Genomic DNA, 24,337 nt, shown 5'->3' on the forward strand with positions numbered 1-24,337 from the left:
GCCATGAAAACAACTGCTCCAGAACAGATCCAGCTCTTCGCCACCTTGCCCGCCGAGCGCGGGACACGGGGGCAAGCCTCCGATTCTGCGCAAAGCAAAGGTGATTCTGATGCCTTTGATGCGCTGGTCGCGGATACGCCCAAAACACCGGTGCCCGTGAAAGCTGCGGCCCAGACGGGCACGCCCGAGACTGCTTCCGCGCCCGTGCCGGAGCCGGTGCCCGAAGCGCAGGCCGAACCGGGAGCCGCGCGCCTGACCGGGCAAACCAGCCCCGCAGCGCTGGAAGTGTTCTGGCAAGACGCCTCTGCCACGCAAGATTGGGCTGCATCGGCGCCGAAAGCCGGCAAATCGGTTGTGGCGGAGAAAGCTGCAGATGCTGCACCGGATGCGGCTGGCCTTGTGCTGCCGGTTGCGCCCCAGATGCCGATGCCGCAAACCACGCCCGCCGATGCGCAAGAGGGGACGTTTGTCGCCCCGGAAATAGCCGAAAACGCTGAGACCAAACAGGTCTTCGCGCAAGGCAACGCTCCGCAGGGCGACATCAAGAAACACGCCGCGCAAGCGACTGACGCGATGCAAATGAGCCCTAAAGGGGCCCTTGCGGAACCCGCTGACGCGCCGACCGCAAAAGACGCGAGCAATGCGACGCGCGCGGTCGAAGAGACGCGTTTGGGCGAAAAACGCACTGAGAAGACAGAGCAACCGAAAGCGGATTTGACCTCGTCCGCGCAGGCCGCGCAAACCACCTCGGTTGCCACGCAGCCCCTTCGTGCGGCGATGGAGGTTCCCGCCACCGGGCCGCAAGAAGTGGCTTCCTCGGTTCAACGCGCGAGCACAGACGCAAGCCCCAAAGCCACCGCCGCCATGGCGGAGGCCGCCCCGCGCGACGTGGCTCCGCAAAAACCGGACCCAACCGCCGAGAAAACCGCCAAGCCCGAGGCCCCCTCTGCAGCGGCGCAAATCTTTACCGCAGCGCAGGCACAAGGCGCAAACGAATCGCAAGTCCCCACAACGCCATCGCCCACGATGCAAACGGCAGCTGCACAAGCTGCTGCGCCCATTACCAATGCCGAAGCGCGCACCGCCAAGACGACGCAAAACACTCTGCCCGCAACCGGGTCAGATGTTTCGGTGCGAACCGTCACGGCGCAACCCGCTCCGACCGCAGCGGCCTCCCCGCAACCCCAGCATCGCCCCTCGATGGCGGAAAGCCGGTTCGAGGCAGCTTTGGCCGAATCGACTCCCACGGCGGAGGCGTCCACAGAAACACCGCGCACAACGGCGGCAGCAGCCAACCCATCCGCAGCGCAGCAAACCGTGGCCAGCGCCAGCACAAATAGCGCGCAACAGGGCGTGCCCGCGCAAGCCGCCGGTGCCGCCTCGCCGCAAAGCGAAACACGGACGCAAAACCGGCTTCGCGGCGATGAAGGAGAGACTAAGGCCACTCCCGATGCGGCTGAGGCTCGAGCCGAGATCAACCGTAAAAAAGATGTGGGCGAGGCGCTGCAAACAACGCGCAGCACCGCCACGACCGCAACACCGGAGCAGACCACCGCGCAAACCACAACGGATTCGGTTGAGCCGTTTTCGCCGCTGGTGCAGGGGGAACGGAGCGATGCAACCACCCATAGCGGTGGTGTGCAAACCGCGAACCGAACCGTATCCGCCTCGCCGCAGCACATTGCACAGCAGCTTGCACAGGCAATGCCCAGCAGCCCAGATCAGCCGGTGGAAGTCTCCCTTTCGCCCGAGGAACTCGGCAAAGTGCGTATGACACTGCACAGCCATGACGGGTCGATCACCGTGAGCGTGCAGGCGGAACGGCCCGAAACGCTCGACCTGATGCGGCGCAATATTGATAGCCTCGCGCGCGACTTCCGCGAGATGGGCTATTCCAACATCAGCTTCGATTTTGGCCAACAGGCCGATCAACGCCAATCGGCGCAAGACCGTGCCGAAGCCGCACGGATGTTCGCACCGGAAACCAGCTCGGAAACCGAGCGCCCGATCCGCTTCGACAATGCCACGCTCGCCATGCAACGCAGCACCAATACCGCCGCCATCGGCGGGCTTGACCTGCGCATCTGAGGACTTGCCATGACCACCGTCACCTCCGCCACCGCTGCGACGACCACCTCCACGACCAGCAGCAGTTCCACCGCCTCAAGCGGGCTGAACACCGATTACGAGATGTTTCTGAAACTGCTCACCACGCAGATGACGAACCAAGACCCGACCGACCCAATGGACAGCGCCGATTATGCGGTGCAGTTGGCGACCTTCTCGCAGGTGGAACAACAAACCAAGACGAACGAGCTTTTGGAAAGCCTCACCGCGCAACTGGGCCTGATGGGGATGAGCGAATATGCGGGTTGGGTGGGCATGGATGCGCGCAGCGAATCGCCCGCCTATTTCAATGGCACCGATGCGGTGACAATCTCGCCGAACCCGGCGATTGGCGCGACGAATACCGTTCTGGTCGTCAGCGACGCCGCAGGCAACGAGGTCGCCCGCGAAACAATTCCGGTTTCGGCCGATGCGATGCAATGGGATGGGGTGGATTCCACGGGCAACCTGCTGCCCGCAGGTAATTACACCTTCAACCTTGAAAGCTATAACAACGGCACCTTGCTTTCGACCGACCCTGTCGAGACCTACAACCGCATTTTGGAAGCCCAAGGCACCGCAGAGGGTGCGGTGCTTGTGCTTGCAGGCGGTGCAACGGTCGGAACCGGGTCTATCTCGGCTTTGCGCGACGCGAATTAAAGCAACAGCCCCAACACGACGCCCACGGCCAAAAGCCCCACAGCCCCCGCCACATGCGTGCCCCGAACCACTTGCGGTTCGGGTGCCGGCTCGGCGGGTTTTGTGGCGTTTTCCAGCGCAGCGGTCAGCATATCGGGCAGTTGCGGCCCAAACCGTCCCAGCACCCGCGCCGTGCGCCCAAGGTTGCGCAACGCGGCCTTCGGCCCGACGTTTTCGCGGATGTAGCTTTCCACCACGGGTTTTGCCGTTTCCCACATGTTGATCGCCGGGTTGAGCGAACGCGCCACCCCCTCGACCACCACCATCGTGCGTTGCAGCAAAATCAGTTCCGTGCGCGTGGCCATGCCAAACCGCTCGGTCACCTCAAAGAGATAGGCCAGAAGCCGCGCCATCGAGATTTGCTTGGCATTCATGCCAAAGATCGGCTCGCCCACGGCGCGCAAGGCCAAAGCAAATTGCGTCACATCTTGATCTTTGGGCACATAGCCCGCCTCAAAGTGCACTTCGGCCACGCGGCGATAATCGCGCTGGATGAAGCCCATCAAGATCTCGGCGTAAACGTGGCGGGTGTATTCGTCGATCTGGCCCATGATGCCGAAATCAAACGCAATCACATCGCCGTTCGGCGCCACCTTCAGGTTGCCCTGATGCATGTCACCATGGAAGTAACCGTCGCGCAACGCATGGCTGAGGAACAGCTGCAAAACACGCGTGCCGATTTCGGTCACGTCATAGCCTGCGGCTTTCAGCCCCTCGGCATCGCCCATCGGCAGACCTTCGGCCCAATCCATCACCAACACCCGGCGGCTGGACAGCGACCAAACCGGCAGCGGCACACGGAACTTCTCGTCCCGCTCGGTATTGGCACCGAATTGCGAGGCAGAGGCGGCTTCAAGCCGCAAATCCAATTCGCCAACCACGATGCCTTCGAAGTGCTTGATCACATCAGTGGGGCGCAGACGCCGCGAGGCGGGCGAGAGCCGCTCGATCATCTCGGCCGCGAAATGGAACGCGTCGATATCGCGTTGGAAGGCTTTCTCGATGCCCGGCCGCAGGATTTTTACTGCGACCTTCTCGCCGGTTTCGGCAAGCCGCGCGGCATGGACCTGCGCGATGGAAGCCGCCGCGACGGGTTCGGAAAACTCTGAGAAAATCTCATCGACCGAATGGCCCAGTTCTTCGGCCAAAACCGCCTTGGCCACCGCTTGGTCAAAGGGCGGCAGACGGTCTTGCAGCATCCGCAACTGGTTCGCCAGTTCCTCGCCCACCACATCCGGGCGGGTCGACATGATCTGCCCAAATTTGATGTAAGACGGGCCCAGCGCGGTGATCGCACGGGTCACCGGCGGCAGATTCGGATCGCCCTTGTAGCCCAGCCATTTGAACGGCCAGCCCATGATCCGGGCGACGAGGCGCAGCCGGGGCGGCGCCTCCATTGCTTCCAGCGCCACCCGCATGGCCCCGGTCCGTTCGAAAGTCGCCCCGGTGCGGATCAGGCGCCAGATATTATGCGGGCCGCGCATTTTAGACCTTCCAGCCGGAGTGCAGTGCTGCAATGCCCATGGAAAGGTTGCGGTATTTCACCTGCTCAAACCCAGCTTCACGGATCATCGAGGCGAAGAGTTCTTGGTTCGGGAATTTGCGGATCGATTCCACCAAATACTGGTAGCTGGCGCGGTCATTCGCCACGATCTGCCCCATCACCGGGATCACATTGAACGAATAGGCGTCATAGACGGCCTGCATCAGATCGTTCGGGATCTGGTTGAATTCGAGCACCATCAACCGCCCACCGGGGCGCAGCACACGGTAAGCCTCGTTCAGCGCATCTTGGATGCGGGTCACGTTCCGAATGCCAAAGGAAATGGTGTAAACGTCAAAGGTATTGCTCTCAAAGGGCAGGTTCATCGCATCGCCCACCACCCAATTCAGGCGGTCGGCCATGTTGGAGGCCTCGGCGCGTTTTTGCCCCTCGATCAGCATCGATTCCGTCATATCGCAAACGGTGGCGGTCGCCCCCGGCGCGCGCTTGAGGAAGCGGAAGGCAATATCCCCAGTGCCACCGGCCACATCGAGCAGCTTTTGCTCGGGGCGCGGCGCGAGCCAATCCATCATCGCATCTTTCCAAATGCGGTGGATGCCCATGCTCATGAGGTCGTTCATGATGTCGTATTTCGAGGCCACCCGCGAAAACACGCCATGCACCATCCCGGCCTTCGCGTCTTCATCCACAGTCTGGTAGCCGAAATGCGTCGTTCTGGTCTGATCCGTGCTCATCTGCCCTTGCCGATCCTTGAAACGTTCCCCCTCTTATAGGGGCGGCAGCGGCCGTGACAATGCGACAGGAGCGAAAATGCCTGAACTGCCCGAGGTAGAAACGGTGCGCCGCGGCCTTGCCCCGGCGATGGAGGGGCGTGTGATCGAACGGGCCGAGGTGAACCGCCCCGATCTGCGCTGGCCCCTGCCCGAGGGCATGGCAGATCGGCTGACCGGCGCGCGGGTCGGGCTGTTGCGGCGACGCTCCAAATACATCCTGGCGGATCTTGATACCGGGGAAAGCCTGCTTATTCATTTGGGCATGTCGGGGCGGATGCTGGTCTCGGGCGTGATGCTGGGAGATTTCCACCTCGACCACCCCGCGCCGCAAAAGCACGACCATGTGGTGTTGCATATGGAAGGCGGGGCACGCGTCACCTTTAATGATGCGCGCCGCTTTGGGGCGATGGATCTGGTGCGCACCGACCGAGAGGCCGCGCATTGGCTGCTTGCGGGGCTGGGACCAGAGCCGTTCGGCAATGACTTTCACGAAAGCTATCTTGTGACGGCGCTCAAATCTCGCAAAAGCCCGATCAAGACCGCGCTTTTGGATCAGCGGTTGATTGCCGGGCTTGGCAATATCTATGTCTGCGAGGTGCTGCATCGTGCGGGCATCGACCCGCGCCGCGCCGCCAATAGAATCGCGGGCGCACGGATCGCGGCGCTGGTGCCGATCATCCGCGAGGTGCTGGCCGAGGCGATTGAAGCAGGCGGATCAAGCCTGCGCGACCACCGCCAAGCCGATGGCGAGCTTGGCTATTTCCAACATGCTTTTCGCGTTTATGACCGCGAAGACGCGCCCTGCACCACCTGCGCCACCCCAATCCGGCGCATCGTGCAAGGGGGGCGCTCAAGCTATTTCTGCCCAAGCTGTCAGCGCTAATGGCCGGGTTTTTTAGCACTTCGCCCTGCCCTTAGGTAACGCTGCGCTACAGTGCCGCAACAAGTCTTGAGTTTCGCGCCCCACCTGCTAGGACTTGCCCCGATAACAAGGAAAGGCACCCGCAATGGCCTACCAGACCCTGATCGTCGAAATCGAAGACAGCGTCGCTCTGATCCGCCTTAACCGTCCAGAAGCCCTCAATGCGCTCAATTCCGAGCTGTTGGGCGAGTTGGCCGATGCGCTCAAGCAACTTGATGACAATGACAAGGTGCGCTGCATCGTTCTGACGGGTTCGGAAAAAGCTTTCGCGGCTGGCGCTGACATCAAAGAGATGTCGGAGAAAAGCTTCGTTGAGATGTACACGAGCGATTTCTTCGGCTCTGAGGCCGACAGCCTTCTGCGCACCCGCAAACCGATCATCGCTGCCGTTGCTGGCTACGCTTTGGGCGGCGGTTGTGAACTCGCCATGATGTGCGATTTCATCATCTGCGCCGAAAACGCCAAATTCGGCCAACCCGAGATCAACCTCGGCGTGGTCGCGGGCATTGGCGGCACGCAGCGCCTGACCCGCTTTGTGGGCAAATCCAAATCGATGGACATGCACCTGACGGGCCGCTTCATGGATGCGACCGAGGCGGAACGTTCGGGGCTGGTGAGCCGCGTCGTTCCCGTGGCGCAACTGGTGCCCGAGGCGCTGGCGGCGGCGCGCAAAGTCGCCTCTAAATCTGCCGTGGCAACGATGGTGGTCAAGGAATGCGTCAACCGCGCCTATGAGACCACGTTGCGCGAAGGCGTTTTGTTTGAACGCCGGGTGTTCCATGCGCTCTTTGCGACGGAAGACCAAAAAGAAGGTATGTCGGCCTTCTTGGAAAAACGCGAACCGCAATTCCGCGACAAATAAGGGCGAAAAGGCAGGCCGGGGCCCGAAAGGGGCTTTTCTTTCCGGCCTGTTTCCCCTATTGGCACCCCTCACATGCGCGTGGAGCCCGCTCAGGCTAGAATCATCCGGTTCGCTGGGACGACCGGGCTTTGCGCTATATATTCGCTTTAGTTCGGGAACACGGTACAATGGCCAACACGCCCCAGTCCAAAAAACGCGCTCGTCAGGCCGAGCGTCGCAACGACATCAACAAAGCCCGTCGTTCGCGTATCCGCACCTTCATCCGCAAAGTCGAAGAAGCGATCGCCTCGGGCGACGCCGGCGCTGCGAAAGCCGCTCTGCAAGCCGCCCAGCCGGAAATGGCGCGTGGCGTGACCAAGGGCGTGATGCACAAAAACACGGTTTCGCGGAAAATCTCGCGCCTTTCGGCGCGCGTGAAAGCCCTCGCGAACTGATCTTTCGATCAGGCCAACTACGCCTTTAGGATAGGCGCTCCGATTCCGGGGCGCCTTTTCGTTTTTTATGCTTTTTCAAGTACTTAATCATGGGTGTGGCGCATTTGCGTGGGTGTCACAGATTCGTTTCATCAAAGTCGCCGTCAAGCATGAAGTTCGGTTGCACCTTCCCGTGAGGGCTTGCTAGCTTGGTTGAGCGATTCACGTCGCCTTGGGGGACATGACGCATTGCTGGTGTCGAGGCAGGGTAAGAATGCTGCCGTGACAAGAAGCCCACCGCTTCGACATCAAGATGCGATCCGACGAAAGAGGGGCGCAAGCCCTACTCGGCAGGTGATGCCGTGTCCGGTTTTTCCGGTCCATTCGTCGTGTCTGAAAACCTTTTCGCCAGCTGCGGCGAAAGGGCCATCGGAGACGTGGTTCATGATGTTGAGCTGAACAGCTGCGATGGAAGAAAAACATGACGAAAGAGCTCTGGGGGCAAGTGAGCAATGATCTGCGGAAAACGGTCGGCAAGACCAACCATGAAACTTGGATCGCGCCCCTTGAAATCATCGCGCTGAAAGACGGCATCGTTTCCTTTGAAGCGCCCACCAAATTCATGTGCGATTGGGTGTCGCGCAATTATGGCGAACCGATTCTGAGCGCGCTGCGCAAGACCGGTGCGCCCGTCGAACGCATCACCATTGGTCTGGGCGCGGCGCGTCCGGTTGCCCCGGCCAACACCCCTGCCCCGGCGCCCGCTGCGCGCAAATCCGCGCGCGCGACTGAGGACAGCGAATTGCCCGGCGCACCGCTGGATGCGCGGTTCACCTTTGACAGCTTCGTGGTCGGCAAACCGAACGAATTGGCCCATGCCGCCGCGCGGCGCGTGGCAGAGGGTGGCCCGGTGACCTTTAACCCGCTGTTCCTTTACGGCGGCGTTGGGCTTGGGAAAACGCACTTGATGCATGCGATCGCGCATGAGCTGCAAACCGGGCGCCCCGATCTGCGTGTGCTTTACCTTTCTGCCGAGCAATTCATGTATCGCTTCGTGCAAGCCCTGCGCGACCGCCAGATCATGGATTTCAAAGAGCTGTTCCGCTCCGTCGATGTGCTGATGGTGGATGATGTGCAATTCATCGCCGGCAAAGACAGCACGCAAGAAGAATTCTTCCACACCTTCAACGCGCTGGTGGATCAGGGCAAGCAGATCGTAATTTCTGCGGACCGCGCGCCCGGCGAGATCAAAGATCTGGAAGAGCGCATCCGTTCCCGCCTGCAATGCGGCCTTGTGGTGGACCTGCACCCGACCGATTACGAACTGCGCCTGGGTATTCTGCAATCCAAAGCCGATGCCTATTGTGCCCGCTATCCGGGCCTGAAAATGGCCGATGGCGTGCTGGAATTCCTCGCCCATCGTATCACCACCAACGTGCGTGTGCTGGAAGGCGCGCTGACCCGGCTCTTTGCCTTTGGTTCGCTTGTGGGGCGTGAGATCACGCTTGATCTGGCGCAGGAATGCTTGGCCGATATTCTGCGTGCCTCGGATCGTCGTGTCACGATCGAGGAGATTCAGCGCAAGGTGGCCGAGCATTACAACGTGCGCCTGTCGGATATGATCGGCCCGAAGCGGCTGCGCACCATTGCGCGCCCGCGTCAGGTGGCGATGTATCTGGCCAAACACCTCACCACGCGGAGCCTGCCCGAGATTGGGCGGCGCTTTGGCGGCCGCGATCACACCACCATTATGCACGGAATCCGCAAGATCGACGAGTTGATGGCGACCGATCAGCAACTTGCGGAAGATATTGGCCTTCTGAAACGGCTGATGGAATCCTGAACCCTTGACGCCCCGCACAAAGCAACGGAATGTCCGGAAAAATCTTGTTCCGGCGCGCTGGCATGTTACCTTGCCGCCCCCGGGAACCGGTGAGGTATGGATATGAAAATCAGCATCGAACGCGCCGCGCTTCTGAAGGCGGTGGCACAGGCTCAATCGGTTGTCGAACGTCGCAACACGATTCCGATCTTGGCAAACGTGCTGATCGAGGCGGAGGGTGACACGGTTTCCTTCCGCGCCACCGACCTTGATATTGAGGTGGTCGATAAAGCCCCCGCGCAGGTAGAACGCGCTGGCGCCACCACCGTTTCGGCGGTGATGCTGCATGAGATCGTGCGCAAGCTGCCCGATGGCGCGCTGGTGCAATTGGCCGATGACCCCTCCGCCGGGCGGCTTTCGGTGATGGCGGGGCGGTCGAACTTCAACTTGGCCACGCTACCGCGTGAAGATTTCCCGGTGATGGCCTCGTCCGAATATACCGCGAATTTCGCCGCCCAAGCGGGCGTGCTGAAACGGTTGTTTGATAAGTCGAAATTCGCAATCTCGACCGAAGAGACCCGCTATTATCTCAACGGCGTCTATATGCATGTCGCGACCGGCGAAGATGGCCAAGCGCTGCGCTGTGTGGCGACCGATGGCCACCGTCTGGCGCGCATTGATGCGACTTTGCCCGAGGGCGCGGCGGGCATGCCCGGTGTGATCGTGCCGCGCAAAACCGTGAACGAACTGCGCAAGCTTTTGGATGATGACGAGGCGCAAATCGCCGTTTCGGTCAGCGAAACCAAGGTGCGCTTCGCCACGCCTGCCATCACGCTGACCTCTAAGGTGATCGACGGCACCTTCCCCGATTACACCCGCGTTATTCCGATGGGGAATACGCGGCGGCTGGAAGTGGACGCGCAAGAATTCGCCAAAGCCGTGGACCGTGTGGCGACCGTGTCATCTGAACGCTCGCGCGCCGTGAAGCTGAGCCTTGATGAAGATCGGCTCGTTCTGTCGGTCAATGCCCCCGATGCAGGCGCTGCCGAAGAAGAACTGGCCGTGGCTTACGGCGATGAGCGGCTCGAAATTGGCTTTAACGCCAAGTACCTGCTGGAAATCGCCAGCCAAGTGGACCGGGAAAACGCCGTTTTCCTGTTCAACTCCTCGGGCGATCCGACGCTGATGCGCGAAGGCAATGACACTTCGGCGGTCTATGTCGTGATGCCGATGCGCGTGTGAGCCTGCGCAGCCTTACGCTTTTGCAATTCCGCTCGCATCGCCGGGCGGAATTTGCCTTTGATACCCGGCCTGTCGCGCTTTACGGGCCGAATGGCGCGGGCAAAACCTCTGTTTTGGAAGCGGTATCGCTGTTTTCACCGGGCCGTGGGCTGCGGCGCGCGACGGCCGAAGAACTGATCCGGCGGCAGGAATCTGTCGGCTGGAAGCTGCGCGCCAACCTCCCTGAGTATGAACTCGAGACCTCCGCCCGCCCCGGCCAAAGCCGCGATGTGCTGATTGATGGCAAATCCGCCTCGCAACTCGCCTTGGGGCGGCTGATGCGGGTGCTCTGGCTGGTGCCGGCGATGGACCGGCTCTGGATCGAGGGGGCCGAGGGGCGGCGGCGGTTTTTGGACCGGATGACGCTCAGCTTCTTCCCCACCCATGCCGATGCCACGCTCGCCTATGAAAAGGCGATGCGCGAACGCAACCGCTTGCTGAAAGACGAAGTCCGCGATCCGGCGTGGTATCACGCGCTCGAAAGCCAGATGGCAGAGGCAGGCGCGCAGATCGTGACGCAACGGCTGCAAGCTTTGGAAAAGCTCGCCGCTGCACAGGCAGGCGCGGCCACCGCTTTTCCAGCAGCAACATTGGCCGTGGTGAACCAAGGCCCCGATGATTTGGCCGCCGCGCTGGATGCCAACCGTCGCCGCGATATGGCGGCAGGTCGCACATTGGAGGGCCCGCACCGCGCTGACCTTACGGCCCTTTACGCGGAAAAAGACACGCCCGCCGATCAATGCTCCACCGGCGAGCAAAAAGCGCTTCTGATCTCGCTCCTCCTTGCCAATGCCCGCGCGCTGGCGGGGGAAAGCACGGTGCTTTTGCTTGATGAAGTCGCCGCGCATCTTGATGCCGGGCGCCGCGCCGCGCTTTATGACGAGATTTGCGCGCTTCCCGCGCAGGTGATGATGACCGGCACCGGGCTTGAGCTTTTTGACGCTTTGGGAAGCCGCGGCCAATATTGGCATGTGACCGAGGCACAAGGCACCTCGCAAGTGGCGGAAACCCCGTTTCAAAACCGCTAAATATTGTGGCGAAGGCGTGACAAGGCAGGCGCAAAACACTATAAATCCGCATCGAATTGCAGGATAGGCGCGGATGACCGACACCCCCAAGAAAAAGACCGAATACGGCGCGGATTCCATCAAGGTTCTCAAGGGCCTAGAGGCGGTGCGCAAGCGCCCCGGCATGTATATCGGCGACACGGATGACGGGTCTGGCCTGCATCACATGGTCTATGAGGTGGTCGATAACGGCATCGACGAGGCGCTGGCGGGCCATGCCAACTATGTGGCCGTGAAAATCCACGCCGATAATTCGGTTTCGGTGCGCGACAATGGTCGGGGCATTCCGGTCGATATGCACGCCGAAGAGGGGGTTTCGGCGGCCGAGGTCATCATGACCCAGCTGCATGCGGGCGGCAAATTCAACAACACCGATGACGATGGCAACGCCTATAAGGTTTCGGGCGGGTTGCACGGCGTGGGTGTGTCGGTGGTGAACGCGCTGTCAGACTGGCTGGAACTGCGCGTCTGGCGCAATGACAAGGTCTATTACGCCAAGTTCGAAAAGGGCGAATGCACCGTCCATGTGCATGAGGTCGGCGACGCACCGGGCGAAAAAGGCACCGAAGTGCGGTTTCTGGCCTCGTCCAAAGTGGTGGACCCGGACGGCACCTTTTCCAACCTCGAATACAATTTCAAAACGCTGGAAACGCGTCTGCGGGAACTGGCCTTCCTCAATTCCGGCGTGCGGATCATCTTGGAAGATGAACGCCCCGCCGAGCCGCTGAAGGTCGAACTGCACTACGAAGGCGGCGTGCGCGAGTTTGTAAAATACCTCGACCGGTCGAAAACAGCGGTGATGCCCGATCCGATCTATATGACCGGCGAAGTGCGCGGCATCGGCGTTGAGGTGGCGATGTGGTGGAACGACAGCTACCACGAAACCGTGCTGCCCTTTACCAACAACATTCCCCAGCGCGATGGCGGCACCCATTTGGCGGGCCTGCGTGGCGCGCTGACCCGCACGATCACGAAATACGCCCAAGACAGCGGCATCGCCAAGAAAGAGAAGGTCGATTTCACCGGCGATGATGCGCGCGAAGGGCTGACCTGCGTGCTTTCGGTGAAAGTGCCGGACCCGAAATTCTCCAGCCAAACGAAAGACAAGCTGGTCTCCTCTGAGGTGCGGCCTGCGGTCGAAAACCTTGTGAACGAGAAGTTGGGCGAGTGGTTTGAAGAACATCCCGCCGAGGCGAAAGGGATTGTTGGCAAGATCATCGAAGCGGCTTTGGCGCGCGAAGCGGCGCGCAAAGCGCGCGAACTCACCCGTCGCAAAACCGCGATGGATGTTGCTTCGCTGCCGGGCAAGCTCGCCGATTGCCAAGAAAAAGATCCGGCGCTCAGCGAATTGTTCCTCGTCGAAGGGGACTCGGCGGGTGGCTCCGCCAAGCAAGGGCGCGAACGGAAGAACCAAGCAGTTCTGCCGTTGCGCGGTAAAATCCTCAACGTGGAGCGCGCGCGCTTTGACCGGATGCTGTCGTCGGATCAAATCGGCACGCTGATCACGGCGCTCGGCACCGGCATTGGCCGCGATGAGTTTAACATCGCCAAGCTGCGCTACCACAAGATCGTCATCATGACCGATGCCGACGTGGACGGCGCGCACATCCGCACCCTTCTGCTGACCTTCTTCTTCCGGCAAATGCCGGAGCTGATCGAGCATGGCTATCTCTACATTGCCCAGCCGCCGCTTTACAAAGTGGCCCGCGGCAAGTCTGAGGTCTATCTGAAAGACCAACTCGCGCTGGAAGATTACTTGGTCGCCCAAGGGGTGGAAGGCGCGATCCTGCGGCTTGGTGATGGCACCGATATTGTCGGCGCGGACCTAGCGCGTTTGGTCGAGGAAGCCCGGCAAATCCGCCGCATTCTGCAAGCCTTCCCAACGCATTACCCGCAGCGCATTCTGGAGCAAACCGCCATCGCGGGCGCACTGGTTCCCGGCTATGTCGATGCCGATGCGCAGGGCGCGGCGAACCAAGTCGCGGCGCGGCTCGATCTTGTCGCGTTGGAATACGAGCGCGGCTGGAGCGGGCGGCCCACGCAAGACAAGGGTCTGCGGCTTGCGCGTGTGCTGCGCGGGGTGGAAGAGGTCCGCACGCTGGATGGCGCGGTGCTGCGCTCGGGCGAGGCGCGGCGGCTTGCCCAGTTCACCGCCAGCCTGCAAGAAACCTATGGCGCGCCCGCACGGTTGATGCGCAAGGATCGCGAGCAGTTGATCTATGGTCCGCTCGACCTTTTGGCAGCAATTCTGCAAGAAGGCGAAAAGGGTCTGACCCTGCAACGTTACAAAGGTTTGGGCGAAATGAACCCCGAACAGCTTTGGGAAACCACGCTTGACCCGGTTGCCCGCACGCTGTTGCAAGTGCGCGTGGATGATTTGGCCGAGGCGGAAGATATCTTCTCCAAGCTGATGGGCGATGTGGTGGAACCGCGCCGCGAATTCATTCAGCAAAACGCGCTGAGCGTAGAAAACCTCGATTTCTGATCCGGGACCATCCCGGCAGGAGGATAGATGAGCGAAAGCGACGATATCGACGCGAGCCTGAGCGCGGCCGAGGCGGCAAGCCTTGGCCATGTGCCCTCCCCCGATGACCCGCGCCTGTTGCGCGATGCTTTGGGGCGCTTTGCGACCGGGGTGACCGTGGTCACCGCGCGCGAAGAAGGTGGTGGCGAACCGATTGGAATCACGGTGAATTCTTTCGCCTCGGTCTCGCTCGACCCGGCCTTGGTCTTGTGGTCGGCGGCACGGTCATCGCTGCGGCATCGCCATTTTACCGCCGCGCCCGCCTTTGCCATTCACGTGCTGAGCGCCGATCAAGCGGAGATCGCGAAACGGTTTTCGTCTTCCTCGGGGCCGGGGTTTGAAGGGCTGGCTTACAAACTCAACGATCAAGCCGTGCCACTGCTCGACAAGTGCTTGGCGCGGTTTGAATGCACCACGGAAGCAATGCACGAAGGCGGTGATCACACGATCATCATCGGCCAAGTGGACCGCTTCACGCTGTGCACCGAAGGCGCACCGCTGTGCTTTTTTGGCGGCAAGTTCGGCGGCTTCACCCCCACGACTTAAGCCCATAACTGCGTTGAATTTTATCCGTTAAGCGTGGCTTAAGCCCGACCTGCTACCTCTTGTCTCGGGTGAAAATGAGGTGGTGGACATGGCGGCGCGTGACAACGCGGCTCCGGTTATCATCAAACGTAAGAAGGTCGTCGGCGGCGACGGGCACCACGGTGGGGCGTGGAAAGTGGCCTATGCTGACTTCGTGACCGCCATGATGGCCTTCTTTCTCTTGATGTGGCTGTTGAACGCAACAACAGAAAAGCAACGCAAAGGCATCGCGGATTACTTCAATCCGACGATTCCGATCAACCGGATTTCCGGCGGCGGCGAAGGTGCCTTTGGCGGCGATTCCGTCTTCTCAGAAGACCAGATCGCGCAAACCGGCACCGGCGCGGCGGGGCAACGCCCCACCGAAGAACGGCAGGCCCGCGGCGACAGTGGCCTTTCTGAAGACAAGGCCGCCGAAGACGAAAAGGCCGCCTTCGAGGAAATGGCGCGCAAGATCGAACAAGCGCTGCAAGGCGTGGGTGGCGAATCGATGGTGAGCGAGCAGATGGCGCGCCACATCTTGACCAAAGTCACCGATGAAGGGCTGATCGTCGAATTCTTCGATCTGGAAGAAGAGCCGCTCTTCGTGCCCGATACCGCACAGCCTGAACTGATTCTCGAAGAGATCGCGCAAATGCTGACCCGTGTGTTCAGCTATGCGACCAATGGTGTGGCGATCAACGGGCATACAAGGGCCTATCCGTCTATGCTGCGGCAAAACCCGGTGTGGGACCTGTCGACCGAGCGTGCGCAGACCATGCGGGGCTTGATGGAAGGTGATGGGTTTGAAGCGGCGCGCATTCACCGGGTCTCGGGTTTCGCGGACCGCAAACCGGCCATCGAATCCGCAATGTCGGTGCGCAACAACCGGCTCGAGGTGATTTTGCTGCGAAACGGGCGTTAATCCGCCCGTTTCACGTGCCGTGGGGGCAAAGAAATCCAACGCATTTTAGGTGTTAGGTCCATCTTAACGACGCCTGCGGCAGTCTGGCGGTCGATCAAGGGACCAGCAGCAGAAAGGCGCCCCCATGTCTATTTCTTCCTCGCTCAACGCCGGTGTGGCCGGTCTTGCCGCCAACGCCACGCGTCTTGCGACGATTTCTGACAACATCGCTAACTCCGCCACCTATGGCTATAAACGGGCCACGGCGGATTTCGAAAGCATGGTGCTGACGCAGACGCGCAACTCCGGCACCTATTCGGCAGGCGGCGTGCGCGCCACCACGGGCCGTCTGATTGACGAGCGTGGCTCGCTTGTCGGCACCTCGAACGCGATGGACATCGCCATTTCGGGCCGTGGCTTCCTGCCGGTCTCGACCACGGCGGGGCTGATCAACGGGCTGGGCTCGCAGCCGCTGATGATGACCACCACGGGCTCGTTCCACACCGATAAAGACGGCGTGCTGCGCACCGATTCGGGGCTTGTGCTTTTGGGCTGGGCCGCGAACGCCGATGGCTCGATCCCGCTGCAACCGCGCGACACCACCGCGGGTCTGGAGCCGGTCGTGATCAACGCCAACCAAACCGCGGGCGACCCGACGACGGTGATGAACCTCGGTATCAACCTGCCCGCCACCGAAACCATGGCCGGCGCCAGCGACCAAAACCTGACCTCGTCGATTGAATATTTCGGCAACCTTGGCACGTCGAACACGCTGCAAGTGACCTTTGACCCGACCGTTCCGGCCACCGGCGCTTCGAACAGCTGGACGATGACCATCACCGATTCGGCCACCACCACCGACCCGTTGGGTCTTGGTGTCGGCGTTTTGGGGCAGTATACGATCAACTTCGACAACACGAGCGCGAACGGCGGCACCCTTTCGGGCGTGACCCCGCTTTCGGGCAGCCCGGCTTGGTCGGCCACCACGGGTGCAATCGACCTTTCCGTTGGCGATGGTTTGCAAAACATCACCGCCACCATTGGCCGGATCGGCGACACCAACGGCCTGACCCAGCTTGCGACCGATTTCGCGCCGACCTCAATCACCAAAGACGGTTCGCCCGTTGGCAACCTGACCGCGGTAGAGATTGACGAAAACGGCTTCATCAAAGCGACCTATGACACCGGCTTCATTCGCACCGTTTATCAGGTGCCGCTGGCCGATGTGTCGAACGCGAACGGGCTGACCGCGCTGGACAACCAGACCTTCCAAGTCTCGTCGGGTTCGGGCTCGTTCTACCTGTGGGATGCCGGTGACGGCCCGACCGGTGCCGTCGAAGGCTATGCCCGTGAAGGGTCTGCCGTCGATGTGGCGCAGGAACTGACCAACCTGATCCAAACCCAACGCGCCTATTCGTCGAATGCGAAAGTCATCCAGACGGTGGACGAGATGCTGCAAGAGACGACGAATATCAAACGCTAAGGCAAAACGCCTGAGTGAGAGGAGCTGACAAATGGTAGGCATCACAGGTGCACTGAACAATGCCGTGACCGGGCTGACCGCAGCCTCCCGGGCCGCCGAGGTTGTCTCCTCGAACGTCGCAAATGCGATGACCGAAGGCTATGCACGCCGCGAAATCTCGCTCTCCTCCGACACGCTCGGGGGAGATGGCGGCGGCGTGCGGATCAACGGCATCAACCGCATGGTCAACGAAACACTGCTACAAGACAAACGGCTTGCCGATGCGGCGGCAGCCGATGCCACGGCCCGCACCACATTTTATGCGGACCTTGAAAACCAAATCGGCGATCCGACCACCGAAGGCTCGCTCAGCTGGACGATCAGCAAATTTGAGGATTCGCTTCTGACAGCCGCAAGCATGCCTGACAGCAGCGCGCGGCTTTCAAGCGCGGTGGATGCCGCGCGTCTGGTGACTGACAAACTCAATAGTGTTTCCGCAGACCTGCAGCAGACCCGGCTTGAGGCCGATCAATCGATCGCCAAACAGGTCAATACACTGAACGAAACGCTTGGCGAGATTGAACTGCTAAACCGCACCATCACCACGCAAATCGCCGTTGGGCGCGATGCCAATGGACTGATGGATCAACGCCAAATGCTGGTCGACAGCATTTCTGAAATCGTGCCGATCAAGGTCGTGCAGCGCGACAACAACCAGATCGCGCTGTTCACAAAAGGCGGCGGCATTTTGCTTGATGGCCACGCCTATGAGATCGGCTTTACCGGCGCTGGCGTGATGGCCGCAGATATGACGCTTGCGGGCGGTCAGCTTTCCGGCATCACCGTCAATGGCCAAGCGATGACCGTGGGCGAGGGCAGCCAGTTTGGCGGTGGGACACTTGGTGCAGCTTTTGCCGTGCGCGATACTCTGGGAACCGAGGCGCAGGCCAAACTTGATGCGGTGGCCCGCGATCTGATCTCCCGGTTTGAAAGCACCAGTGTCGATCCGACCCTGAACCCCGGCGATGCGGGGCTTTTCACCGATGGTGGTGGCCCGCTTGTGGTGGCGAATGAAGCCGGTCTTGCCGGACGCATCTCGATCAACGCGATTGTCGACCCGCTGCAGGGCGGTGCGGCTTGGCATATGCGCGATGGTCTGAACGCGGCAACGCCCGGCGTGGTAAGCGACGCAACGCTGCTCAATGCGATGTCGTCGGCCATGACCACCCAAAGCGTTCCGGCCTCGGGCAATTTTGGCGCGCTGCAACGCTCCATGGCGGGGCTGTCGGCGGATCTTTTGTCCTTTGCCTCGTCCTCGCGGCAATCCTCGGAACTGACCCAAGGCTACACAAATGCGCGCCAAGAAGCGTTGCATGAAATGGCGCTCGCTGATGGGGTCGACACCGATTACGAGATGCAAAACCTGCTTGTCGTCGAAAAGGCTTATGCGGCCAATGCCCGGGTGATCCAGACGATCGACGCCCTCATCCAGCAACTCCTGGAGCTCTGACATGAAGTATATGTCCGTCGGCGACATGGCCCAGACCTACATGATGCGCAATCATAATGTGCAACTCAAAAACACCATGACCAAGCTCTCGAATGAGCTGGTTACGGGTGTCACCAGCGATGTCGGCGCCGCTGTCGGGGGTGATTTCACCGCTCTGGCCGCAATCGAACGCTCCATTTCGCGCAGCGCAATCTTCGACCAAGTCGCCGTGGAAGCCAATCTTGTCGCCAGTACGCAGCAATCGGCCCTTGAAGTAATTCAGGGCCATGCTGAAGAGATCGGCAACACGCTTGCAGCGGCCACAACCGCAACAAGCCCGGCAATCGTGACCTCTGGCACCAAAGATGCCGAAATTCGCTTTGAATCGACGCTCGATGCGCTCAACTCCAACGTTGCCGGGCGTTATGTGATGTCGGGCAATACAACGGACACACGTCCGGTGGCCGACAGCACAACGATCATCACGGCGCTGAAAGCGGAAATCAGTGGTCTGACCGTACCCACCGATATCGCCAATGCGGTGGATGCTTGGTTTGATCAACCTGCGGGTGGCGGAGGTTTTCTTGATGTTGCCTATTTGGGCAGCGCAACCTCGCTTTCGCCGGTGCAAATCTCCGATACTGACCAAGCACAACTCAGCATGACCGCTGCGGATAACCGTATTCGCGATGTGCTGAAAGGCTTCGCTCTGGCCACCTTGGTCGCGCAAGATGCCGTTCCTAACGATGATTACACGCGCGCGACGATCGCTGGCCTTGCCGGAACACGAATCTTGACGGGCAGTTCAGAACTGACCACCGCCCGCGCAGAGATTGGCACGGTCGAAGGGATCATCGAAACCGCGAAAACCCGCAACGCCGCACAGCTTTCCGCGCTGGAAATCTCCAAAAAAGAGATGATCGGTGTCGATCCCTATGACGGGGCCACCGCGCTTGAGGCGGTGCAGTCCCAGCTTGAAACCCTCTACACGCTGACCACGCGCGTGGCACAACTGTCGCTGACGGATTACATGTGATGAAATCACTGATGAAGCTTCTTGTCCTCATATTGGCCCTTATCGTGCCGATGCTGACCGCCCCTGTTGCCGAGGCGGCGCCGATCCGGATCAAAGATCTGGTCGAATTCGATGGCGTCCGCGGCAACGATCTGGTGGGCTACGGCCTCGTGGTCGGCCTCAACGGCACCGGCGACGGGATGCGCAACGCACCCTTCACCGAAGACATTATGTCCAACATCCTCGAACGGCTCGGCGTTAACGTTACCGGCGAACAATTCCGCCCCAAAAACGTTGCCGCCGTCATGGTCACCGCCTCGCTGCCGCCGTTTGCGCGCGCGGGCGGCAAGATCGACGTCACCGTTTCGGCAATTGGTGATGCGAAAAGTCTCCTGGGCGGGACGCTGATCATGACGCCGCTCAATGCCGCCGATGGTGAGATTTACGCCGTCGCCCAAGGCGCGGTGATTGCGGGCGGTGTGACCGCGCAAGGCCAAGGCGCGGCAGTCACCCAAGGTGTGCCGACCTCGGGCCTGATCCCCTCGGGCGCGCATATCGAACGTGAAATTGGCTTTGAGTTGAACAGCCTGTCCTCAATCCGGCTGGCGCTGCGCACGCCCGATTTCACCACCGCGCTGCGGATCGAAAAGGTGATCAACGGCGAATTCGGCAAGCGCATCGCAACGATGGAAGATTCCGGCACCGTGACAGTGAACGTGCAAAATGCCGGCATGCGCTCGGCCGCGCATGTGCTGGGGCGGCTTGAGAACCTTGATGTCGAACCCGAACAACGCGCCCGCGTGGTGGTGGACCAACGCTCCGGCACCATCGTCATGGGCGAAGATGTCCGCATATCACGTGTTGCGGTGAGCCAAGGCAACCTGACCCTCCGCGTGCAAGAAACCCCGATTGTGGTGCAACCGAACCCGTTTGCCCGTGGCGAAACCGTGGTGGTGCCGCGCACTCAGGCAACGATCGAACAGGGGCCCGGCATCCAGATGGCTGAAGTGGCCGAGACCAGTTCGCTCTCTGATGTCGTGGCGGGGCTCAACGCCCTTGGCGTCAGCCCGCGCGACATGATCGACATTCTCAAAAGCATCAATGCCGCTGGGGCGCTGCATGCCGAATTTGTCGTGAACTAAGATTTAGGCCGGAATAGCATCTATTTTGATCCGATCCGGGGCAGCCCCGGATCGGGTTTTCTTTGCGTCATTGACTAATCAATCGTTTGATTGAATTCTATTCGCATGATTGAGCGAGTCGACACAAAATCCGTTTCCCTCTCTGATCCCGGAACAGCCGGGGCTTTGGTGCGCGCCGCCATCGCCATTTTCGGTCAAAAGGGGTTTGATGCCACCTCAACCCGAGAGATCGCCGCCGCAGCGCAAACCAATGTCGCCTCGATCGCATATCACTTCGGCGGCAAGGACGGGTTGCGCCGCGCCTGCGCTGCCGCCTTTGCCAGCCATATTGGTGGCCTTTTGAACCTCGACACCCTGCCCGAGCCCGAAACGCCACAGGCCGCCGAAGCCCTGATTTTGACGATTGTGGAGCGCTTTGCGGCGCATATGATCGCCGATCATGACATGCAGTCCCGCGTGGCCTTTATGCTGCGCGAGGTGGCAAGCGGGGGCAGCGGGCTCGATAGTTTCTATGAACAACTGGTGGTTCCCTCCCACACGCGGTTTTGCCGGCTGTGGGAAACCGCAACGGGCGAACCCGCCAATGCGGAAACAACAAAACTGCTGATCTTCACCGCGCTGGGCCAGATCCTTTACTTCCGCATTGGCGCGCCCGTGGTCACCCGCCGCATGGGGTGGACAGAGATCGGCCCCGAAGAAACCGCAAGCATCGTCGCGATTTTGAAATCAAACATCACCGCGCTGATCGCACAGCACCGAAGGAGCAGTCTATGAGCCTGTGTTCTTTGCCGATCATTGCCTCCTTTTTGGCCGCCTGCGCGGCACCAAGCGTTTTGGCGACGGGCTATGTCGAGGGGGAACATGTCGCTTTGGCGCCGGTCGCCTTGGCCGAATTGCGCCTGTTGGAGGTGGCGCGAGGCGATCAGGTCGTGGCGGGCCAAACCCTTGCGATGCAAGAGGACCGCGACGCCATGATCGCGCTTGAACAGGCCAAGGCAGCCCTTGCCCAAGCGCAAAGCCAGCTTGAAAACCTGCAACAGGGAAAACGGCCCGAGGAAATCCGGGTGATTGAAGCGTCGCTTACCTCTGCCCGCGCGCAATTGGTGGAAACGCGGCGCACCGCCGCGCGTTATGAAACGCTGGCCACCCGTGGTGCCGCCACAGAAGCCCAGCGCGAGGATGCGCAAACCGCGCTGAGCGTGGCAGAGGCAAAAGTGGCCGAAATAGAGGCTGATTTGGTCGTTGCCAAGCTGCCCGCCCGCGCCGCCGAGATCGCCGCCGCAGAGGCCGCGGTGCGCGCAGGCCAAGCCAGCGTCGATCAGGCGCAATGGCTTTTGGACAAGCGCAAAGTGCAAGCGCCCGCCGATGGGGTGATTTCCGATGTGCTGCGCCATCCCGGCGAAATGGTCGGCCCAACGGCACCCGTCTTGACGATGCTGCCCGAGGGCGCGGTGAAACTGCGCCTTTATGTGCCCGAAGGCGAGATTGCCGCGATCCATCCCGAAACGCGCCTGCGCATCAGTTGCGATGGCTGCGCGCCGGGGCTCACCGCGCGGGTGAGCTACATCGCGGACGGGCCAGAATTCACCCCCCCGGTGATCTACTCGCTGCAAAACCGCCAAAAGCTGGTCTATCTGGTGGAGGCGCGGCCCGAAGGGACGACCAGCCTCAAACCCGGCCAGATTGTCGATGCCACCTTGGCCGAGGGTGCGCATGAGTGACGCCCCCGCCATCACCGTCACCGATTTGGTCAAGACCTTTGGCACCCGGACCGTGGTGGACCATGTCTCGATGCAGGTGAACCGGGGCGAGATCGTCGGCTTTTTGGGGCCAAACGGCTCGGGCAAAACCACCACTATTCGGATGATGTGCGGCTTGCTCACGCCTGATGGCGGCACTGGCTCGGTGTTGGGCCATGACATCTTGCGCGACCAGCGCGCGATCAAGCGCGAGGTCGGCTACATGACCCAGCGCTTCAGCTTTTACGAAGACCTGACGATCGCGGAAAACCTTTCTTTCGTGGCCGGGGTTTACGGCCTGCCCAAAGGCGCTGTGGACGATACGCTCGAAGATTTGGGGCTGAGCAGCCGCAAGCGGCAATTGGCGGGCTCGCTTTCGGGTGGCTGGAAGCAACGCCTCGCGCTCGCCGCTTGCCTGATGCATAGGCCCCAGCTTTTGATGCTGGATGAGCCCACGGCGGGCGTAGACCCAAAGGCACGGCGCGAGTTTTGGGATGAAATCCACACCCGGGCGAGCGCCGGGCTCACCGTCCTCGTCTCCACCCATTACATGGATGAGGCAGAGCGCTGCCAGCGGATCAATTACATCTCTTATGGCAAGCTGATCTCTCAAGGCACAGTCGCAGAGGTGGTGCGCGATGCGGGGCTCACCACGGTAATTTTGCGCGGCGGCGATTTGAGCGCAGCGCAAACCCAGCTTTTGGGCCGAAATGGGGTCGATCAGGTGGCCCCCTACGGCACCGATTTGCATGTGATCGGGCGTGATGGCGCAGCGCTGCGCCAAGCCGCGCAAGCGGTGGCACAGGAAACCGGGGCCAGTGTGCATGAGGCCGACACCAGCCTTGAAGATGTGTTCATCCAGCTCATGGGCGCTTCAACGGACAATATGCAATGAAACGGCTTCTGTCCTTTCGCCGCTTGATCACCATCATCCGCAAAGAAGCGGTGCAGATGCGCCGTGACCGGATCACCTTTGCGATGATGCTGGGCGTGCCGCTGATGCAGCTTTTGCTCTTTGGCTTTGCGATCAACAATGACCCAAAGGGCCTGCCCGCCGCACTCGTGGCCACGGCGCAAGATCGGTTTAGCCGCTCAATGGTCAGCGCGCTCGAACTGACGGGCTATTACCGCTTCACCCACCCCTATGTCTCCGCCGCCGAGGCGGAGGAATTGATGGCCACGGGCAAGGTGAGCTTTGTTGTGACCGTGCCTTCAGATTTTGGCACCAAGGTTTTGCGCGGCGATCATCCGCAGATCTTGATCGAGGCCGATGCCACAGACCCTTCCGTCGCCTCGGGCGCAATCTCCACTTTGGGCACCGTGGCCGCGCAGGCGCTTTTGCGCGAAAGCGGCTCTAACACGGTCCAAAATACCACTTCTGCCAGCCAAGTCGATGTGGTGGTACACCGCCGCTACAACCCCGAGGGCGTCACCCAATACAACATCGTGCCCGGCCTTTTGGGCGTGATCTTGCAAATGACGATGGTGATGATGACAGCGATGGCGCTCACCCGCGAGGTGGAGCGCGGCACGATGGAAAACCTGCTGTCCATGCCCGTCACGCCGATTGAGGTGATGCTGGGCAAGGTGCTGCCTTATTTTATTGTCGGCGCGGTGCAGGTCTCGGTGGTGCTGATCGCGGCGCGGCTTTTGTTTGGCGTGCCGTTCTTTGGCAGCTTGTGGCTGCTCCTGCTGGGCGTCTTCATCTTTGTGATGGCGCTAGTGGTGCTCGGCTATGTCTTTTCCACGCTGGCGCGCACGCAAATGCAGGCGATGCAGCTCACCTTCTTTTACTTCCTGCCCTCGATCTTGCTGTCGGGGTTCATGTTCCCGTTTCGCGGCATGCCGATTTGGGCCCAATGGATTGGGGAAACACTGCCGCTCACCCATTTCCTCCGGCTGATCCGGGCAGTGATGCTGAAAGGGGCGAGCCTTGGCGAGGTGGCGCAGCCACTCCTAACGCTGACGGGCTTTGCCTTTGTGTTTTCGCTTTTGGCGCTCAGCCGGTTTCGCCAAACGCTGGATTGAAAAGGGCCGCCTTTGGGGCGG

General features: G+C 60.9%; 21 protein-coding genes. 19 read left to right on the forward strand and 2 right to left on the reverse strand.

All coding sequences use genetic code 11. The features are described from left to right. The first annotated feature begins 3 nt into the window (after nt 1-3). Together CRO18_RS10015 and CRO18_RS10020 are read left to right on the forward strand one after the other, a co-directional pair. Nucleotides 4-2,088, forward strand: coding sequence for a flagellar hook-length control protein FliK (locus tag CRO18_RS10015; RefSeq protein WP_170952625.1), 2,085 nt, complete (start codon nt 4-6; stop codon nt 2,086-2,088). Between the two features lie 9 nt (nt 2,089-2,097). Further along, a complete protein-coding gene (locus CRO18_RS10020; RefSeq protein ID WP_097082018.1) occupies nt 2,098-2,766 on the forward strand; it encodes a flagellar hook capping FlgD N-terminal domain-containing protein in 669 nt (222 codons plus the stop codon). On the opposite strand, the gene ubiB is transcribed toward CRO18_RS10020, so the two are convergent. Then, nucleotides 2,763-4,289: a 2-polyprenylphenol 6-hydroxylase gene (gene ubiB, locus CRO18_RS10025; RefSeq protein WP_076484381.1), complete on the reverse strand. Its 1,527-nt coding sequence runs from the start codon at nt 4,287-4,289 to the stop codon at nt 2,763-2,765. The two genes, CRO18_RS10020 and ubiB, sit on opposite strands and share 4 nt — an antisense overlap. A 1-nt stretch (nt 4,290) precedes the next feature. Beyond that, nucleotides 4,291-5,043 (reverse strand): bifunctional demethylmenaquinone methyltransferase/2-methoxy-6-polyprenyl-1,4-benzoquinol methylase UbiE, encoded by a 753-nt coding sequence (gene ubiE, locus CRO18_RS10030; RefSeq protein ID WP_076484380.1) that lies wholly within the window; start codon nt 5,041-5,043, stop codon nt 4,291-4,293. Nucleotides 5,044-5,119: 76 nt separating this feature from the next. Between ubiE and mutM the strand changes: the two genes are divergently transcribed. The 17 genes from mutM to CRO18_RS10115 all read left to right on the forward strand — a co-directional run bounded on the left by mutM (nt 5,120) and on the right by CRO18_RS10115 (nt 24,316). Further along, nucleotides 5,120-5,965 (forward strand): bifunctional DNA-formamidopyrimidine glycosylase/DNA-(apurinic or apyrimidinic site) lyase, encoded by an 846-nt coding sequence (gene mutM, locus CRO18_RS10035; RefSeq protein ID WP_097082019.1) that lies wholly within the window; start codon nt 5,120-5,122, stop codon nt 5,963-5,965. Nucleotides 5,966-6,089: 124 nt separating this feature from the next. Next, nucleotides 6,090-6,866 carry an enoyl-CoA hydratase gene (locus CRO18_RS10040; RefSeq protein ID WP_076484378.1) on the forward strand — a complete coding sequence of 259 codons (777 nt, stop codon included), beginning with the start codon at nt 6,090-6,092 and terminating at the stop codon, nt 6,864-6,866. A 167-nt stretch (nt 6,867-7,033) separates the two neighbouring features. Then, nucleotides 7,034-7,300, forward strand: coding sequence for a 30S ribosomal protein S20 (gene rpsT, locus CRO18_RS10045; RefSeq protein ID WP_097082020.1), 267 nt, complete (start codon nt 7,034-7,036; stop codon nt 7,298-7,300). Nucleotides 7,301-7,760: 460 nt separating this feature from the next. Beyond that, complete coding sequence (gene dnaA / locus CRO18_RS10050) at nt 7,761-9,122, forward strand: chromosomal replication initiator protein DnaA (protein WP_097082021.1); 1,362 nt, start codon at nt 7,761-7,763, stop codon at nt 9,120-9,122. A 102-nt stretch (nt 9,123-9,224) separates the two neighbouring features. Next, nucleotides 9,225-10,343 (forward strand): DNA polymerase III subunit beta, encoded by a 1,119-nt coding sequence (dnaN, locus tag CRO18_RS10055; protein ID WP_076484534.1) that lies wholly within the window; start codon nt 9,225-9,227, stop codon nt 10,341-10,343. Further along, a complete protein-coding gene (recF, locus tag CRO18_RS10060; RefSeq protein WP_097082022.1) occupies nt 10,340-11,410 on the forward strand; it encodes a DNA replication/repair protein RecF in 1,071 nt (356 codons plus the stop codon). Before dnaN ends, recF begins: the two co-directional genes overlap by 4 nt. A gap of 73 nt (nt 11,411-11,483) precedes the next feature. Further along, on the forward strand, nt 11,484-13,934 hold the full coding sequence (gene gyrB / locus CRO18_RS10065; RefSeq protein ID WP_097082023.1) for a DNA topoisomerase (ATP-hydrolyzing) subunit B: 2,451 nt from the start codon (nt 11,484-11,486) through the stop codon (nt 13,932-13,934). Nucleotides 13,935-13,961: 27 nt separating this feature from the next. Further along, nucleotides 13,962-14,519 (forward strand): flavin reductase family protein, encoded by a 558-nt coding sequence (locus tag CRO18_RS10070; protein ID WP_097082024.1) that lies wholly within the window; start codon nt 13,962-13,964, stop codon nt 14,517-14,519. Nucleotides 14,520-14,607: 88 nt separating this feature from the next. Next, complete coding sequence (locus CRO18_RS10075; RefSeq protein ID WP_076484373.1) at nt 14,608-15,462, forward strand: flagellar motor protein MotB; 855 nt, start codon at nt 14,608-14,610, stop codon at nt 15,460-15,462. Between the two features lie 124 nt (nt 15,463-15,586). Then, entirely contained in the window at nt 15,587-16,924 is a 1,338-nt protein-coding gene (locus tag CRO18_RS10080) for a flagellar hook protein FlgE (RefSeq protein WP_076484372.1), read from the forward strand. Between the two features lie 31 nt (nt 16,925-16,955). Next, nucleotides 16,956-18,413: a flagellar hook-associated protein FlgK gene (gene flgK / locus CRO18_RS10085; protein ID WP_076484371.1), complete on the forward strand. Its 1,458-nt coding sequence runs from the start codon at nt 16,956-16,958 to the stop codon at nt 18,411-18,413. Between the two features lies 1 nt (nt 18,414). Next, nucleotides 18,415-19,428 carry a flagellin gene (locus tag CRO18_RS10090; protein ID WP_097082025.1) on the forward strand — a complete coding sequence of 338 codons (1,014 nt, stop codon included), beginning with the start codon at nt 18,415-18,417 and terminating at the stop codon, nt 19,426-19,428. Between the two features lie 11 nt (nt 19,429-19,439). After that, nucleotides 19,440-20,549, forward strand: coding sequence for a flagellar basal body P-ring protein FlgI (locus tag CRO18_RS10095; RefSeq protein WP_170952626.1), 1,110 nt, complete (start codon nt 19,440-19,442; stop codon nt 20,547-20,549). Nucleotides 20,550-20,654: 105 nt separating this feature from the next. After that, on the forward strand, nt 20,655-21,323 hold the full coding sequence (locus CRO18_RS10100; RefSeq protein WP_097082026.1) for a CerR family C-terminal domain-containing protein: 669 nt from the start codon (nt 20,655-20,657) through the stop codon (nt 21,321-21,323). Next, entirely contained in the window at nt 21,320-22,270 is a 951-nt protein-coding gene (locus CRO18_RS10105; RefSeq protein ID WP_097082027.1) for an HlyD family secretion protein, read from the forward strand. Before CRO18_RS10100 ends, CRO18_RS10105 begins: the two co-directional genes overlap by 4 nt. Further along, nucleotides 22,263-23,183: an ABC transporter ATP-binding protein gene (locus tag CRO18_RS10110; protein WP_097082028.1), complete on the forward strand. Its 921-nt coding sequence runs from the start codon at nt 22,263-22,265 to the stop codon at nt 23,181-23,183. Before CRO18_RS10105 ends, CRO18_RS10110 begins: the two co-directional genes overlap by 8 nt. Then, nucleotides 23,180-24,316 (forward strand): ABC transporter permease, encoded by a 1,137-nt coding sequence (locus CRO18_RS10115; RefSeq protein ID WP_097082029.1) that lies wholly within the window; start codon nt 23,180-23,182, stop codon nt 24,314-24,316. Before CRO18_RS10110 ends, CRO18_RS10115 begins: the two co-directional genes overlap by 4 nt. The last annotated feature ends 21 nt before the right edge of the window (nt 24,317-24,337 follow it).

This window comes from Rhodobacter sp. JA431 (assembly GCF_900217725.1).
Lineage (GTDB): Bacteria > Pseudomonadota > Alphaproteobacteria > Rhodobacterales > Rhodobacteraceae > Rhodobacter > Rhodobacter aestuarii.

What these genes read in the sequence shown, in the direction of transcription:
- gyrB (WP_097082023.1), top strand. Translation starts at nt 11,484, where the DNA reads ATGACCGACACCCCCAAGAAAAAGACCGAATACGGCGCGGATTCCATC.
- CRO18_RS10075 (WP_076484373.1), top strand. Translation starts at nt 14,608, where the DNA reads ATGGCGGCGCGTGACAACGCGGCTCCGGTTATCATCAAACGTAAGAAG.
- CRO18_RS10070 (WP_097082024.1), top strand. Translation starts at nt 13,962, where the DNA reads ATGAGCGAAAGCGACGATATCGACGCGAGCCTGAGCGCGGCCGAGGCG.
- CRO18_RS10015 (WP_170952625.1), top strand. Translation starts at nt 4, where the DNA reads ATGAAAACAACTGCTCCAGAACAGATCCAGCTCTTCGCCACCTTGCCC.
- mutM (WP_097082019.1), top strand. Translation starts at nt 5,120, where the DNA reads ATGCCTGAACTGCCCGAGGTAGAAACGGTGCGCCGCGGCCTTGCCCCG.
- ubiB (WP_076484381.1), bottom strand. Translation starts at nt 4,289, where the DNA reads ATGCGCGGCCCGCATAATATCTGGCGCCTGATCCGCACCGGGGCGACT.
- CRO18_RS10080 (WP_076484372.1), top strand. Translation starts at nt 15,587, where the DNA reads ATGTCTATTTCTTCCTCGCTCAACGCCGGTGTGGCCGGTCTTGCCGCC.
- dnaN (WP_076484534.1), top strand. Translation starts at nt 9,225, where the DNA reads ATGAAAATCAGCATCGAACGCGCCGCGCTTCTGAAGGCGGTGGCACAG.
- CRO18_RS10105 (WP_097082027.1), top strand. Translation starts at nt 21,320, where the DNA reads ATGAGCCTGTGTTCTTTGCCGATCATTGCCTCCTTTTTGGCCGCCTGC.
- rpsT (WP_097082020.1), top strand. Translation starts at nt 7,034, where the DNA reads ATGGCCAACACGCCCCAGTCCAAAAAACGCGCTCGTCAGGCCGAGCGT.
- dnaA (WP_097082021.1), top strand. Translation starts at nt 7,761, where the DNA reads ATGACGAAAGAGCTCTGGGGGCAAGTGAGCAATGATCTGCGGAAAACG.
- CRO18_RS10020 (WP_097082018.1), top strand. Translation starts at nt 2,098, where the DNA reads ATGACCACCGTCACCTCCGCCACCGCTGCGACGACCACCTCCACGACC.
- CRO18_RS10040 (WP_076484378.1), top strand. Translation starts at nt 6,090, where the DNA reads ATGGCCTACCAGACCCTGATCGTCGAAATCGAAGACAGCGTCGCTCTG.
- CRO18_RS10110 (WP_097082028.1), top strand. Translation starts at nt 22,263, where the DNA reads ATGAGTGACGCCCCCGCCATCACCGTCACCGATTTGGTCAAGACCTTT.
- flgK (WP_076484371.1), top strand. Translation starts at nt 16,956, where the DNA reads ATGGTAGGCATCACAGGTGCACTGAACAATGCCGTGACCGGGCTGACC.
- CRO18_RS10115 (WP_097082029.1), top strand. Translation starts at nt 23,180, where the DNA reads ATGAAACGGCTTCTGTCCTTTCGCCGCTTGATCACCATCATCCGCAAA.
- CRO18_RS10095 (WP_170952626.1), top strand. Translation starts at nt 19,440, where the DNA reads ATGAAGCTTCTTGTCCTCATATTGGCCCTTATCGTGCCGATGCTGACC.
- CRO18_RS10100 (WP_097082026.1), top strand. Translation starts at nt 20,655, where the DNA reads ATGATTGAGCGAGTCGACACAAAATCCGTTTCCCTCTCTGATCCCGGA.
- CRO18_RS10090 (WP_097082025.1), top strand. Translation starts at nt 18,415, where the DNA reads ATGAAGTATATGTCCGTCGGCGACATGGCCCAGACCTACATGATGCGC.
- ubiE (WP_076484380.1), bottom strand. Translation starts at nt 5,043, where the DNA reads ATGAGCACGGATCAGACCAGAACGACGCATTTCGGCTACCAGACTGTG.